Source organism: Microcoleus sp. B9-D4, assembly GCF_036705105.1.
In the GTDB taxonomy this organism is placed as follows: domain Bacteria; phylum Cyanobacteriota; class Cyanobacteriia; order Cyanobacteriales; family Microcoleaceae; genus Microcoleus.
In genome coordinates this window covers 1-13,700 of sequence record NZ_JAUBTS010000025.1, presented here as the reverse complement: position 1 = coordinate 13,700, position 13,700 = coordinate 1, and the positions used below count along the sequence as shown (strand labels likewise).

The window sequence follows — 13,700 nt, the reverse complement described above, 5'->3', positions numbered from 1 at the left end:
CAGAAGGAAGAAGGAAGAAGGAAGAAGGAAGAGGGAAGAGGAAAGAGGAAAAATGCAATCCTGGCAATAATTTCAGCGATTAAAAGCGTCCTCACCGTCTTGGGATCAATAAACAAAAGACGGAAAGCAACATCCCTCCGGCGACTGATACTCGCCAAGTGCCATCACCGCCATCGGCTTGAGGGCGCGCAGCCCCTCTTGCAAGCACCAGCGAAACAAACTTGGGTACCTCAGCGGCAAGTGAAAAGAAAGCAATTCTTGGGAATTGTACGCAGCAGCCCCCAACAGTAAAGCCTGCATATCCGCCTCAGTTTCCGCGACGCTGTGGCTCAAAGCCGACACCGCACAAGTATAAGCCACAATCCGACCTTGTTTGCAAGCAACGAATGGAGAAAAGAAATTCAGGGCGTCTTCAATCTCCGAAATTCGATCGCACCCGCACAGTGTTTCGCACAAAGCAGCACATTCACCAACATCCTCACTAGCCATCGGGCGCACCTCAAACCCATGCGGAGGCTGGCTGCGAAACTTCCCTTCCATTAACACGAAAGGTTCCTTCACCTCAAAACCCAAAGAAGCGTACAGCGACAGCGACGCCATATTAAAAGATTCTTGAACCAAACGGATACCCACAGCGTCCTGTCCGCGTTCCAGCAAAGCTTTCATGATTTCCCGCCCCGTGCCGCGGCCTTGAAAAGTTCGATCGACACTGACGGGCCCGATACCGCGAATCGGGTTGCGTTCGTCCATAAACCCGCAGCCGACAACCGCACCGGAGCTCTCGGCTACTATGCCAAAAAATACCGGACTTTCGATCACAAGACCAATAATTTCAGTTGAAAACTCCAGCGTCGGAAAATCTGTAGGGAATTGATGGCGATCGGAAATATCTTTAAAAGCTTCATAATTAATGCGAGCGCAAACATCGATATCAGAAGGCTGCGCTCGCCTGATTGCGAGATTCATCAGAACTATGGGTTTGAAACCTCGTCCTTTTAGGACGGCTTTACGTTGAATTGAATCCCCTCGCGGGGTGGAGGGGTATGGTTGCCCCTCCCGTGAGGTATGGTTGCCTCAATCTCTTTTCGGAGTAAAGTTAGCTTCGCCAAAGTTTTAAGAGCTTGTTAGGTTGAAAGCACTGTTCCAGTGACCTTAGAACTGTTTAACTCTCAACGACAGAGCAAGGGACTAGCTACGCATCCCAGGGTGTCGTGACTCAAAAAACGTAGTCAGTTAAGACTCAGGCCCGTCAGAACGGCTTGTTAGATTTCTCCTTCAAGCCTCATGCCTTTAGGCTGAGGTTCCTGACTTTTAATTTAACGATTAACTTTTAATTATATTTGAAGTTTGCAGTAGTATTCGGGTGCTGCGACCGACGGCCTCGGACGCCCGAATACTACTGCAATAACAAGTTTACAAGCTGAGCCTTACAGGAAATATTACCTATGTTTTGCTCAGCCATGCACTCATTGTCTAAGGATCGAAAGTCTTCTTACCGCTGAACTTGAGCTTAGCCGGATTTGGATTGCTGCCAATATTGCGGTCAATCTTACCGTTGTAGGGACGACCTTCGTTCACCTTCTCAGGGAACACGCCATCCTTGGGATGCAGGTACTCAGTAGTACCGTCTGGAAACACGCGGTAAATTTTGTAGTTGGTGATTTTGAATTTAGCCCGCAGTTGCTGGCCGCCCAAAGCGATGCACTGCTCCTTCCGGGGCAGATGCAGCAAGTTGTCGCCTTGACGCATAATCGCAGCGCCACCCGTAGGCATTTCAAACACCTGCTCCTTGGGGCTAGTCCAAGTGATAGCGTACTTCTCTTCAACTAGCGCCTTGGTCAGCAAGCCGCCTGTGCTGCCGCCGAAGATTGGGGGTTGTCCAGTAAGTTGTTCGGCCATAGATATATCCAAAGGATTTTTACGGCATCGTATCATCGAGACTGCACGCTGTTCTCGAAATTGTAAGGAAAATTAACAGTTTTTTGGCGATCGATCTTTTCTGATAATTGATAATTAGTAATTAATAATTGATAATTGGTAATTTCCACCAAAGTTATAAAACCAAATTAGGCAGCACGAATCCCGAAAAAATCATCAAAAAAAAACAGCAATTATTCTGGTGCTTGTGGGGCACCCGAATAATCGCACATTCCCCCAATTTCCCCCCACACACGATCGCACAATTTACCGCGTCAACCCTAAGTCAAGAACCACTTAGGGTCATAGCCGCGCGGAATTTGGCTCAAAGCAGTCCAAGTTTCTTGATTGACAATCCCGTCGGCCTGAATCCCAAAGCTTTTTTGAAATGCGCGAACAGCTTTGTCCGTCAAAGTAGCAAAGTCGCCGTCAACTTTACCGCCATAATGCTGGGAAGTTTTGAGAACTTCCTGAACAGTAGCGACTGCTTCCCCAGAACTGCCGAATTTGAGTATCGGCATATTAACTGGAGCTGCAGTATAAAGCGCCTGCCAAGTCAGCGGCCCGACAATGCCGTCCGGCGACAAGAAAACCCGAAACTGAAACAGTTTCACAGAAAATTCAACTGCTTTGTTAAAAATTCCTTTAGCAGGATGCCGATAAAGTTGTAACTTGGTTAGCAGTTGTTCGAGTTCCAATACCGCTTTACCTTGAGAACCTAATTGTAGTTGTGGCTTTTTGGCCATAGGTTGAGTAGATTTCATCTGGCTTGTAGGTGACATAATCGATTTTCCTACCCTCTAGGTTTGAGTATTCTTCTGGGAAAAAACTTTTTCCGGGCGAAACATTTGCCTTCTCAACTTTTCACGAATCAACACTGGCCTCGGCAGTGCCTCAACAGATTCGAGCGACTTTTACCATCTCGCGACTTGTGGACAAGAGACTTATACCATTTTAGATTTTAGATTTTAGATTTTAGATTCGGCATGACTGATTACTATGGGGGTTTGCAGCTTACCTACAGTTGGATTATTTTTTTAAACTGATATTAATTTTGGGCAGCCTCCCTAGGTATTCTGTCGCCAAACCGGGTTTAAGACGGCAAGCGCATCCTGAATCTGCTTTGATACTTTCGATTTTAAATCTGAACAGCGCGTAGCCACATCACCTTTAAGGCTGATCTCACAGGGTGAGGATTGAGGCTGATCTCCTTGACCTTTGCATCGGAATTATTCATCTCTCTCTTCTCTTTCTCTGCGAGCTCTGCGTTCTCTGTGGTTAAATCCTTCCGATGCAATCGGCATTAATATTAGTCGTTAAGTCCGACAGGGGTTGAAACAAGAGCCTCATAGCTCAAGTCGTCTCAAGACGACTGTAGATTAGTATTTGATATCAAGTCCGGCGTAAATAGCCCCTCATATCAAATTTGTTAGCAGCGGATTTGATATCATGCCAGCGCAGCCGGATTTGATATCACTCGATCGATACTTGCGCGCTCAGACGCCCACCAACCCGGTTTTTTACAGTATATTCCATGTATAGCAATCCTTGCAGGAGTCGTAAATTTTTGACCCCACCCCAACCCTCCCCTTATCAAGGGGAGGGAGTAAGAAATTCACAAATGATTTAGCATGGCTATAGATGTAGATCGCGATCAACCGGGTTTCGAGCAACAGAATCAGTAATGATGCGAGAACTGTAAAGAAACCCGGTTAGGAGTGTGTACTTCCTAAAGCTGGAATACGCTGTATCCATTGACTCTAAACAGTGGGAATAGTAAAGTGAAATTCACTTCCTCGGTCTTTTCCTGCGGAATCTACCCAAATTTTACCGCCCCAGCCGGCAACAATCTGTTTGCAAATTGCTAATCCCAAACCGGTACCGCCGGCGCTGCGGCGCAAAGCTCCTTCTTCTTGATAAAATCGATCGAACACTACTTTTAAACTGTTCGCCTCTATCCCCCTCCCCGTATCGGCTACGAGCACTTCCACCATCCGAGAACCGTTGCATTTGGCTCTTATGGTGACGCTTCCTTGAGGTGTGGTGAATTTGCAAGCGTTGTCTAGCAGTTTGGAGAGCACCTCCACCAACCACTCTCCGTCAGCTTGCACTAAAGGCAATTCTGCCGACACCTCGGCGATAATTTCCGGTAACTGTCGATCAACCGTGCGCGAGCGCACGCTGCTGAGGGCTAAATCCACGCATTCTTGCAGCGTCAGCGATTCTACATTCCATTGGACTCGCCCGCTTTCTAAGTGAGAAAGAGTTAAGAAATCCTGCACGAGTTTCCGCATTCGATCGGCATCGCCGAGGGCTGTTTCTAACATGATTTGCCGCAATTGGGCAGGCATATCGGGTTCGGAGTTCAAACTTTCCAAACACACTTGAATCGTAGAAAGAGGGGTGCGGAGTTCGTGTCCGGTGATGGCAATTAGATTGCTGCGAGTGCGGTCTAATGCTTCTAATTGTTGGTTGAGTTCTTCTAAATGAGCGTAGGTTTCTGCTTGAATTAAGGCTGCTCCGAGTTGGGTGGCGATCGCCTCTACTAAAGCAATTTCGTCTTCTTCCCAAGCCAAAGTCGAGCGGCACTGGTGCATTTCCACCATGCCCAAAACCCGCCCCTGATAAAGCACTGGCACCATTAACCAAGAGACAATTTGCCAATTTTTTACAGTTTTTTCCAGGAATTGTGTATTGACAATCAGTGGGTGTTGTGCTGTGTCTTGGATGTAAACTCGCTCTTGCCGCGCCACCGCGTCGCTCCATATTTGATTTTCCTGCAACAGCCAAGTCTGATCCAGCATGGAACTAGCGCCGGGAGCCAAAAACTCGCGATCTATTTTGACCGCCACATCTGTGGCCTTGCACCGATAAATCAAACATCGGCTTGCTGACAGGGCAGTGCCGAGTTCTTGCACTGCGACTTCGACGATTTCTTGTGGGTTGAGAGACTGCCGCATTGCCGTGGTAATTAAGTTTACCAGGCGTTCTTTACGTTCCTGAGCGGCGATGGCGCTGTATGCTTTGAGCAGTTTGTGCTGGCCTGCTTGCAAGTAGGTTACTAAGCGTTCGGTAAAAGCATCGCTCAATTTTGGATTGGGAATTTTTGAGTTTTTTCTCGTACTTATGTCGGGTTTGGCGGCTTTGGATGTGGCGGATTTCCTCGTTTTTTTCGGTGTTTTGAGTTTGTAAGTCGTTCGCGCTCGATCAATCTTTTCGGCCAATTCCGGGCGATATTTGACAATTCTATCTAGCAATAATGCGGCCGCTTTGGAGCTTACCTCGCGATCGAACGTCCAAATTCCTTCAAATCTGCGAGCTTGATCCATTAACAGTTGCCCGCGATCGTCCTGGTTGTCGATCGGCACAATTTTTTCTTGACAAATCAGGCAAGTTGAGTAGTGTTCCCCCAGTACCACTAAGTGCCACTCTTTGCTTAATCCGTCCTCCGGTGCAAACGCCACAGTTTCGTGACACTCCGAAGCATTTTTAAAGTCAGTTTCCGGTGCTGCCAGCACGTATACCTGAGACGAGCGTGAGGCAATTCGCCGGTAGCGGTGAGCTTCCTGGCGGTAGAAGCGCTCTCGCTGAAAGCTGGCAATCACTAGCGGTTCGTCGTCGGAACCCGCCAAAACTAAGTCTTCCATCGCGTGAGACAAGGCTGTCATGGAAGATTTGAAATAAATTTGTGCCCGCAGTTGGGGCAAAGCTTGCAGAAGTTCTGCCAGTAGCGAAATAGGGACGATCATCTAGCCTTAAACGTGCATTTTTGCCGATGACAAAACAGGATCGATAGGAGGTTTAGAGCGATCCCTTTTCAGTATCTGATACATTTATGCTTCATAACACGACTGTTTAAGTCATATCATGCTAGCAATAGCACTTAGACGAATCTAAGCAGAGGTATGCCTCCAAGACCTTGAGTTCATCCCAAAGTCACCTGTTTTTACCTCTAGGTTTTGACGCCAACTCATCTATTCAGGCTGGGATTCGGGCGTTAGCACTCTCACCATTCAGACTTGTTAGGCACCGCTTGCGGATCTCTTGCATTATACTATTCTTGAGCTACTTGATATCAGTGCTATCTTTATCGGTTTTTGGCGAACCGGTTTTTGGCGAACCGGTTTTTGGCGATCGATCTGGCTAATCGGCAATTAAACTTTCAAAAATCACAAATAATTGGCCATTAGTTAAAAACTAACGACCAATTATTTGGAGGACTTATGCCAAGAAACCCAGTTTTTACCCACAATCTATGAATAAACCGGGTTTCTGACACCTAACGTGTAAGTCCTATATTTTTTTGAGGCATCGCGCCTGAGTATAAATGCTGCGGCTGTGGTTTGATCAGGCTAGTTCGCCCCCTTCGTCGTTGCCGCCCGGAGATGATTTGTAGAGAGCATCTAATTGTTCGCGGGCGTCTTGGACAGTCAGCGAACGCATCACTAACAGCGGCTCATTGACAATATTTCCGTGTTCGTCTAAAAGTTCTGGATGCGGTACAGATTGAGAGCGAGGATAGGATGCGTGGCGATTATTTGCCCTGAATTGTTGAGGGCGCTGGGATTCCATACCAACGGTGACTAGACTGCGGATTAAGTTACCGACTGCCAGAAAGGCAAGAACGGTAAAAGCTAAAATATAAAGCAAGTGCAACATTATCTTCTCCTCCGGGCTAAACAGCCACACAGCAATTTACAAATGTGTTTCAGAAAGTATTGACACTCCCGGCCGTAAACGCGGGGATTCTTGGTTCACTGACATACCTTTAAACTATTCATCCCTTCGGCAATATTTAAACCACAAACCCGTCCAATTGAACGAAGCTTCCAGCCTAATTTGAATAGTCCCAGAGGGCTTGTCTCCCCAAGCGTTAAGGGATCATTCCCTTTGTTCCCGTATGCCCTACGGTACATCTAACTACTAAGATTTTGAGTTTTGTGGTATGGGTGCGCGATGGCTACCCTAGCTATGTTTTTGTGGTTTTCGCCACCCACGAGACATTATTGTTTCTCAAGCGGGTCATTTTGGGGTTGGTTATCCATTCGATGCTCGCGGTTATTCTACCTGTATCTATTTGTAGTATAGGGTACTATTTGGGAAACTTTTAGAACTTTTTGGAAATAAAGCCTTCCTAAAAGGACGGGGTTTTAAACCCAATTTTCTGATAACTTATTAACTGGAAATCTGTTTTAGGTTGTCAAGTGGGCCGCCACATTTCCTCATGTTTGGGATTTGACTGCAAGTTTAACTTGAACTCGCTTCCTTATTTTTCAGGGGGAGCTGATTGCAATGAGCGAAAGCGCGCCGATACTTGCCAGCATTCGGCGAGCAGTCTGTGCCACGGCATCAGTGCTGCTGTTTCAATCCCAACTTGACCTCCGGTTGCTTGAAATAGAGCTGTAGCCGCGCCTACTTCTTGCTGAGCCTGTTTGACTCGCGCCAGCAAGTCAGATTGATCTTCGTCGCCCAGAAAGGGAATTTCTTCAGTTTCTAAGAGCTTTGCCGATCGAGCGAACCAGTAATTGAAATCCTCTAACAGCGGTTCCAGTAACGCTTTGAGCAATTCTGGTTCTGGCAAATTGGAATTAAGCATGGATCAAAATTGGGTTATTTATCTATTATAGTCTTAGACAGCGTTTACAAATTGTAACATATTTTTAACAAAAATTCAATAATTTAACAACAATTAGCAGGTGGGTGTAAATAAATTTAACTGTGCCAGCAGCGATTTTTGAGTGGAAATCCCCAAATTGTGCAATATCGGCTCAGGCTCGCTAGCAATAGCTCATAGCAGAAGGAAGTTCGGCAAGGGATTCGCTTTCTTCGGCTGTAACGGATGTAACGGATGAAAGGAAGAAGAAAGAAGGAAGAAAAAAACTATGCCCAATGCCCAATGCCCAATGCCCAATGCCCAGAATGACCTAATTTCCCGGAGTGTCCCCCAGCCGGAAGTCGGCGCTTGCTGTCCCAATCTGAGTAAGATAGAAGCAACTGCAACTAAATTAATTGCTAATTCAGCCGATGTCTAGCTCAGAATCCATGTCCGCTCCAGAAGAGTCCGTTAAGATTGAGTTGCCCCGCACGAGTGAGTCGGAGCCACTAAAAAAAATTCGCCACACCACCTCCCACGTTATGGCGATGGCGGTGCAGAAGTTATTTCCCAAGGCGCAAGTGACCATTGGCCCTTGGATTGAAAACGGTTTCTATTATGACTTTGACACTCCTGAACCTTTTACGGAACAGGATTTAAAAGCCATTAAAAAAGAGATGATCAAAATCATCAACCGTAAATTGCCTGTAATTCGGGAAGAAGTCAGCCGCGAGGAAGCGGAACGTAGAATTAAGGAGATTAACGAACCTTACAAATTAGAAATTTTAGAAGGTTTGATCGAACCGATTACTCTTTACCATTTGGGCGAGGAATGGTGGGATTTGTGCGCCGGGCCTCACTTGGATAATACCAGTGAGTTGAATCCAAAGGCGATCGAGCTAGAAAGCCTAGCAGGCGCGTACTGGCGCGGCGACGAAACCAAAGCTCAGTTACAGCGCATTTACGGCACTGCTTGGGAAACCCCCGAACAATTAGCAGCATACAAACACCGCAAAGAAGAAGCATTAAGGCGCGATCACCGCAAATTAGGCAAAGAATTAGGCTTGTTTATCTTTGCCGATCCGGTGGGGCCTGGTTTGCCTTTGTGGACGCCCAAAGGCACTATTGTGAGAAGTTTGCTTGAAGATTTCCTCAAAAAGGAACAGGTAAAACGCGGCTATCAGCAAGTTGTTACCCCGCACATCGCCAGAGTCGATTTGTTCAAAATCTCAGGACACTGGCCTTACTACAAAGATGATATGTTTCCGCTGATGGCCGAGGATGAGGAAGCGGCACAATCACAGCAAGGTTTTGTACTCAAACCGATGAATTGTCCCTTCCACATTCAAATTTACAAAAGCGAATTGCGTTCCTATCGAGAATTGCCGATGCGCTTGGCGGAATTCGGCACAGTTTACCGCTACGAACAGTCCGGTGAATTGGGAGGTTTAACGCGAGTTCGCGGGTTTACGCAGGATGATTCCCACCTGTTCGTGACGCCGGAACAGTTGGATCAAGAATTTTTAAATGTGGTGGATTTAACGCTGTCCGTATTTAAGAGTTTGCAGCTAAAAAATTTCAGAGTTAGACTCAGTTTCCGCGACCCAGAATCTGATAAATACATCGGTTCCGATGAAGCTTGGGAAAAATCTCAAGGTGCAATCCGCCGCGCGGTGGAAACTTTGGGAATGAATTATTTTGAGGGAATTGGCGAGGCGGCTTTTTATGGCCCGAAACTCGATTTCATTTTCCAAGATGTTTTGGATAGAGAATGGCAATTAGGAACTGTTCAGGTAGATTATAATTTGCCCGAACGTTTTGATTTGGAATACGTTGCTGAAGACGGCATTCGCAAGCGTCCGGTGATGATTCACCGCGCTCCTTTCGGTTCTTTGGAACGCTTGATCGGGATTTTGATCGAGCAGTATGCGGGCGATTTTCCGCTGTGGTTGGCGCCGATTCAGGTGCGGTTGTTGCCTGTCAGCGCGGAGTTTTTGCCGTTTGCAAAGGAAGTGGCGGCGAAGATGAAGGCGCTAAATATTCGCGCAGAAGCTGATGAGGATAGCGAGCGTTTGGGCAAGTTGATTCGCAATGCTGAGAAGGATAAAATTCCGGTGATGGGTGTTGTGGGTGCGAAGGAAGTTGAGGCGAATAGTTTGAATATTCGGACTCGTGCTTCTGGGGAGTTGGGGGCGATTTCGGTTGATGAAGTGATTGGGAGGTTGCAGGCGGCTATTAGTAGTTACGGCAATTTTTAGGGGATTTTAATCGCAGATGCACGCGGATTAACGCAGATGATATTTTGATATTGTCTGCGTTTTTTTAAGTGAGCTGCTAAAATAGTAGTGGTAAACGGAAAGTACGCTCATGCCTAATCCATTTCCGGGGATGAATCCTTATTTAGAACATCCTGATTTTTGGCCAGAAGTCTATCATTTACTGATTAGTGTGATTAAGGAGTCGTTAACTCCGCAATTGCGCCCTAAATACCGCGTCGCTATTGAAAAGCGAATTTACGAAATCAAAGGTGAAAATTCTCTATTAGTAGCGATTCCTGATGTCTCTATCCAACAGAAACGCCGTCCCACAAGTGCGATCGCATCTAATGCTGTCGCCGTCGCTTCCCGAACTGTGCAGCCTTTAAAAGTGAGAATCCCAGTGTCGGAAGAATTTAGGGAAGGATATTTAGAAGTAATCGATATGACAACCAAGGAAGTTGTCACGGTTCTTGAAGTGCTTTCGCCTGCAAATAAACGCCGGGGGGAAGGTCGAGAAAAGTATGACAATAAGCGAAATAAAATATTTGATAGCAATACCCATTTAGTCGAAATAGACTTGTTGCGGGGTGGGGAACCTTTGCCAGTTTTCGGACATTCCCATAAAAGCGACTGCCGCGTTTTAGTCAGCCGCAGCAATCAACGCCTGATCGCAGATTTATACTTATTTAACCTTCCCGATACAATTCCTGCATTTCCCTTGCCTTTGCGTCCAGAAGATGTAGAGCCTGTTCTGGATTTACAGGCGCTGATTAATCAAGTATACGATCGCGCCGGTTATGATTTTGAAATTGATTACACAGCCGATGCAGTGCCCCCGCTGTCAGAAACGGATGCTGTTTGGGCCGATTCTCTGTTGCGGGACAGAGCGTTAAGGGGATAATAGAAGTAGGTAAATTAACCGGAGCTAGATTAATGCCTAATCCATTTCCAGGGATGAATCCTTATTTAGAAAGTCCTGAATTATGGCCTCAAGTACATCACTTGCTAATTAGTAGCATTTTTGAATCATTAGTGCCGCAGTTGCTGCCCAAATATATCGTCGATATTGAAAAAAGAGTTTATGAGCTTAGCGGGGACAATTCCCTATTAGTGGGGATTCCTGATGTGACTGTGCAGCGTTCTCCTAGTCCAACCAACCCTACTTCTTCTAATGTTGCAGTTGCCGCACCGCCTGTGACAGCTTTGAAAGTAAGACTGCCAGTACCTGTGGAATTTAGGGAAGCATATTTAGAGGTAAGAGATACAGCAACTAGGGAAGTTGTGACAGTGCTTGAAGTGCTGTCACCTGCCAATAAGCGCCCTGGCAAAGGGCGAGAAATGTATGAAGCAAAGCGAGAAAAGGTGTTTGGTAGTCGCACTAATCTGGTTGAGATTGACTTGCTGCGAAGTTACCAACCTCTACCAGTTTTTGGTAACGATATTGAGGCAAGTTATCGGATTTTAGTGAGTCGGAGAAATCAAAGGCCTTTGGCAGATTTGTACCTTTTCAATTTACCGGATATGATTCCTCAGTTTCCCTTGCCTTTGCGCGCGGGTGATGCGGAACCAATTGTAGATTTACAAGCGTTATTAAATGGGGTTTACGATCGCGCCGCCTATGACTTTAGAATAGATTACACCGCCGCACCAGTTCCCCCGCTGTCCGAAACCGATGCTGTTTGGGCGGATGTTTTGTTGGAGGAGAGGGGATTGAAAGGGCGATCGCAAATAACAACCGATATTTAAGCGCCTAACCGCTTTTTCAAAGCATCCAAAAAATGAACCGACCAATATTCCAGGAATCGGCTTTTCAGAGGTTTGATGAATTTATCCCAAGGATTGAGGTCAACAATATAATAACCGATTTTGATGCCAATCGGCTCTAAATGTTTGCCTTCTATTTCCTGGCTCAATAAAGGCAATTTTCTCTTACTTAGCTGTTCTATGAGCCAAAGTACATCGCTGTTTTTTTGTTGTTCTGGGCTTTTGTTGATATCATTGGTAGAACCAGCAATATCATCTCGATCGAAAGAAATTATTGCAGTCAAGTTAAACAGAGAACTATTTGCAATAAAGCATTGAGTTTGTTCTCTGGTTGGTAGCACTCCTAAGCGGAATTTGTCTAACAGTTTTGCTAGCGCTCGCACTGGAATAGCGCTCTCTGTATTGCTGATATCAGGAGCAATTAATAAGGACGGCTGGTCTTTAATTGAAGGTCTGTCGATGCCCAGATTTTCGATTAACCTTTGAATCCGTTCGTAGTCAGGGCGATCGCAGAATTTCTCCACAATATTTGGATACCGATCGTCGCTTAAAAATTCTAAAAGAGCAATGTACTTGCATCCCAGACTGTGACCCACCCAAAAATAACTCGATGGTTCTTGATAAATTTCGCTTTCATAGCCTAATCTTTGAGCAATTTGGGTCAGTTCTGTTCTCAGAATCTCCTGCTCTTTTAATAACCCAATAGCGATCGGCCAGTGACGAAAAGTAAATCTAAACGGCAAAGCAACTACGGTATAACCTTCTTCAAACAACTGCTGTAAAAAATATCGATAAAACAAAGTTGGCAAACTACCAAAAAAAGTTCCACCAATAAATTGAACAACACCTTTGGGCTGCGGATGAACAGCCACCCAACTAAAAGAAACAGGCTGAAATTTAAATGAGTTCGACATTTGAATAAAGCTCAGTGAGTGTATAAGTAGGCTTAATTAAACGTAATCAAAGGTAATTAAACGTAAGGTGGGCAATGCCCACCGTACAGTTACTTACCATTTAACAGTTCTAGCCGCGAGACATTCTGACAGGAATATCGAATTTATCCATCACTGTATTTAGCTCTTTCAAATTGACATCATTGGCATCCAGTTGGGCCAGCAGTTGCACTAGCATTTGAGCTTTTTCTGAATTGTCTCCTTCCAAAGTAGCCAAGTCCAAATTACCGTTGCGTAACTCTTCCAAAATTGGGCCAACAATTGGTAAATCGATGATAATTGGTTTACCTGGTTCAGGCGTAATCTCGTTCAAGCCTTTTCCACTGGCGATCGCTAAAGTGTAATTAATTTGATCGAAGTCCGGTGAAGTTCGAGTTTCTGATGGGAAATCGTTTGGCAAGAAAGTACCGCGAATTTCGGGATTCAATAACACCTTGACTGGTTTCTTGCTTTGGGGTTGAGGCTTTGGAAAGATGGAACGCGCTGGCACAAATAGCGAGACATAGCCGCGCACTTCCAACAAACCAGGAGTCAGACTTTTTGGCAGAATGGGCAACAATTGAACAGATGCAGTTTTGTGAGCGGGTATTGTGAAAAATGCGCGATATACCTTCGGTTTCCCTGGCTGCTGAGTCAGAGGCACCTCGATGTTACTGCCTTCAACGTCAACAACTAAGAAAGCGTTGTTGAGCAAGATTTTATTAGGATCTGCCGGCACGGGTAAGCTGATGGTAAACTCAATCCGATATCGCAAGTCGATCGCTTCGAGATTGGAGATGGTGAGAAAGTATCCCTGAACGATTCGACGAGCCACTGGGATGAGTTGTGGAGGGATGCCCATCACAGGTGCGATCGGTGCGGTGAGGATTTCAAAGGTGGAAACTTCCATGTTTGTGTCCGAGTAATTTAACTTTTAGCTTGGGTTATTTAGCCGGAAAATTTTGTTTCTGTTTTTCCGTGGCTATATCTATGAATAACTGCCCGTCGCGGTTGGTTAACAGTCGCTTTTTCTGGTGACACTCATTTGAGTTAACTCAAATGAGTGTCGCTTGATTGTGCGACTTGACAATTTAAAAATTTTTGTTAGAGCGCACAGGAACACGGATCGGGAATTTAATTTATCCCTGTGTATCTGAAGTAGGACTTACGCATTGACAAAATAACTAAACAGTGCATTGATAAATAATTGTGGTCTACTTTCTAGGTATCGGACAA

General features: G+C 45.7%; 12 protein-coding genes. 4 read left to right on the top strand and 8 right to left on the bottom strand.

Translation table 11 applies throughout. From position 1 onward, the window contains the following. Positions 1-105: 105 nt before the first annotated feature. The 6 genes from QUB24_RS16710 to QUB24_RS16685 all read right to left on the bottom strand — a co-directional run bounded on the left by QUB24_RS16710 (position 106) and on the right by QUB24_RS16685 (position 7,513). Positions 106-966, bottom strand: a complete 861-nt coding sequence (locus QUB24_RS16710) for a GNAT family N-acetyltransferase (protein ID WP_333154298.1) — start codon at positions 964-966, stop codon at positions 106-108. A gap of 507 nt (positions 967-1,473) precedes the next feature. Next, a complete protein-coding gene (locus tag QUB24_RS16705; RefSeq protein WP_332949173.1) occupies positions 1,474-1,899 on the bottom strand; it encodes a photosystem I reaction center subunit II PsaD in 426 nt (141 codons plus the stop codon). A 299-nt stretch (positions 1,900-2,198) separates the two neighbouring features. Further along, positions 2,199-2,699 (bottom strand): peptidoglycan-binding protein, encoded by a 501-nt coding sequence (locus QUB24_RS16700; protein WP_333154296.1) that lies wholly within the window; start codon positions 2,697-2,699, stop codon positions 2,199-2,201. Between the two features lie 978 nt (positions 2,700-3,677). Beyond that, positions 3,678-5,666, bottom strand: a complete 1,989-nt coding sequence (locus QUB24_RS16695; protein WP_333154294.1) for a DICT sensory domain-containing protein — start codon at positions 5,664-5,666, stop codon at positions 3,678-3,680. A gap of 598 nt (positions 5,667-6,264) precedes the next feature. After that, on the bottom strand, positions 6,265-6,576 hold the full coding sequence (locus QUB24_RS16690; RefSeq protein ID WP_333154293.1) for a DUF2973 domain-containing protein: 312 nt from the start codon (positions 6,574-6,576) through the stop codon (positions 6,265-6,267). A gap of 607 nt (positions 6,577-7,183) precedes the next feature. After that, positions 7,184-7,513 (bottom strand): DUF2605 domain-containing protein, encoded by a 330-nt coding sequence (locus QUB24_RS16685; RefSeq protein ID WP_333154291.1) that lies wholly within the window; start codon positions 7,511-7,513, stop codon positions 7,184-7,186. 286 nt (positions 7,514-7,799) lie between these two features. Between QUB24_RS16685 and QUB24_RS16680 the strand changes: the two genes are divergently transcribed. The 4 genes from QUB24_RS16680 (at position 7,800) to QUB24_RS16665 (ending at position 11,514) form a co-directional block, all read left to right on the top strand. After that, positions 7,800-7,949, top strand: coding sequence for a hypothetical protein (locus QUB24_RS16680; RefSeq protein WP_333154290.1), 150 nt, complete (start codon positions 7,800-7,802; stop codon positions 7,947-7,949). After that, the gene (thrS, locus tag QUB24_RS16675; protein WP_333154288.1) at positions 7,942-9,768 is read left to right on the top strand and encodes a threonine--tRNA ligase; all 1,827 of its coding nucleotides are present in this window, start codon (positions 7,942-7,944) and stop codon (positions 9,766-9,768) included. Before QUB24_RS16680 ends, thrS begins: the two co-directional genes overlap by 8 nt. Before the next feature lie 109 nt (positions 9,769-9,877). Beyond that, positions 9,878-10,669, top strand: coding sequence for a DUF4058 family protein (locus tag QUB24_RS16670; protein WP_333154287.1), 792 nt, complete (start codon positions 9,878-9,880; stop codon positions 10,667-10,669). Positions 10,670-10,701: 32 nt separating this feature from the next. After that, positions 10,702-11,514 carry a DUF4058 family protein gene (locus tag QUB24_RS16665; protein ID WP_333154286.1) on the top strand — a complete coding sequence of 271 codons (813 nt, stop codon included), beginning with the start codon at positions 10,702-10,704 and terminating at the stop codon, positions 11,512-11,514. On the opposite strand, the gene QUB24_RS16660 is transcribed toward QUB24_RS16665, so the two are convergent. Together QUB24_RS16660 and QUB24_RS16655 are read right to left on the bottom strand one after the other, a co-directional pair. Next, entirely contained in the window at positions 11,511-12,446 is a 936-nt protein-coding gene (locus QUB24_RS16660) for a DUF1350 family protein (protein WP_333154284.1), read from the bottom strand. The genes QUB24_RS16665 and QUB24_RS16660 overlap by 4 nt on opposite strands. A gap of 109 nt (positions 12,447-12,555) precedes the next feature. After that, the gene (locus tag QUB24_RS16655) at positions 12,556-13,374 is read right to left on the bottom strand and encodes a hypothetical protein (protein ID WP_333154283.1); all 819 of its coding nucleotides are present in this window, start codon (positions 13,372-13,374) and stop codon (positions 12,556-12,558) included. Positions 13,375-13,700 lie beyond the last annotated feature (326 nt).

What these genes read in the sequence shown, in the direction of transcription:
- thrS (WP_333154288.1), top strand. Translation starts at nt 7,942, where the DNA reads ATGTCTAGCTCAGAATCCATGTCCGCTCCAGAAGAGTCCGTTAAGATT.
- QUB24_RS16700 (WP_333154296.1), bottom strand. Translation starts at nt 2,699, where the DNA reads ATGTCACCTACAAGCCAGATGAAATCTACTCAACCTATGGCCAAAAAG.
- QUB24_RS16710 (WP_333154298.1), bottom strand. Translation starts at nt 966, where the DNA reads ATGAATCTCGCAATCAGGCGAGCGCAGCCTTCTGATATCGATGTTTGC.
- QUB24_RS16685 (WP_333154291.1), bottom strand. Translation starts at nt 7,513, where the DNA reads ATGCTTAATTCCAATTTGCCAGAACCAGAATTGCTCAAAGCGTTACTG.
- QUB24_RS16660 (WP_333154284.1), bottom strand. Translation starts at nt 12,446, where the DNA reads ATGTCGAACTCATTTAAATTTCAGCCTGTTTCTTTTAGTTGGGTGGCT.
- QUB24_RS16680 (WP_333154290.1), top strand. Translation starts at nt 7,800, where the DNA reads ATGCCCAATGCCCAATGCCCAATGCCCAATGCCCAGAATGACCTAATT.
- QUB24_RS16705 (WP_332949173.1), bottom strand. Translation starts at nt 1,899, where the DNA reads ATGGCCGAACAACTTACTGGACAACCCCCAATCTTCGGCGGCAGCACA.
- QUB24_RS16690 (WP_333154293.1), bottom strand. Translation starts at nt 6,576, where the DNA reads ATGTTGCACTTGCTTTATATTTTAGCTTTTACCGTTCTTGCCTTTCTG.
- QUB24_RS16695 (WP_333154294.1), bottom strand. Translation starts at nt 5,666, where the DNA reads ATGATCGTCCCTATTTCGCTACTGGCAGAACTTCTGCAAGCTTTGCCC.
- QUB24_RS16665 (WP_333154286.1), top strand. Translation starts at nt 10,702, where the DNA reads ATGCCTAATCCATTTCCAGGGATGAATCCTTATTTAGAAAGTCCTGAA.
- QUB24_RS16655 (WP_333154283.1), bottom strand. Translation starts at nt 13,374, where the DNA reads ATGGAAGTTTCCACCTTTGAAATCCTCACCGCACCGATCGCACCTGTG.
- QUB24_RS16670 (WP_333154287.1), top strand. Translation starts at nt 9,878, where the DNA reads ATGCCTAATCCATTTCCGGGGATGAATCCTTATTTAGAACATCCTGAT.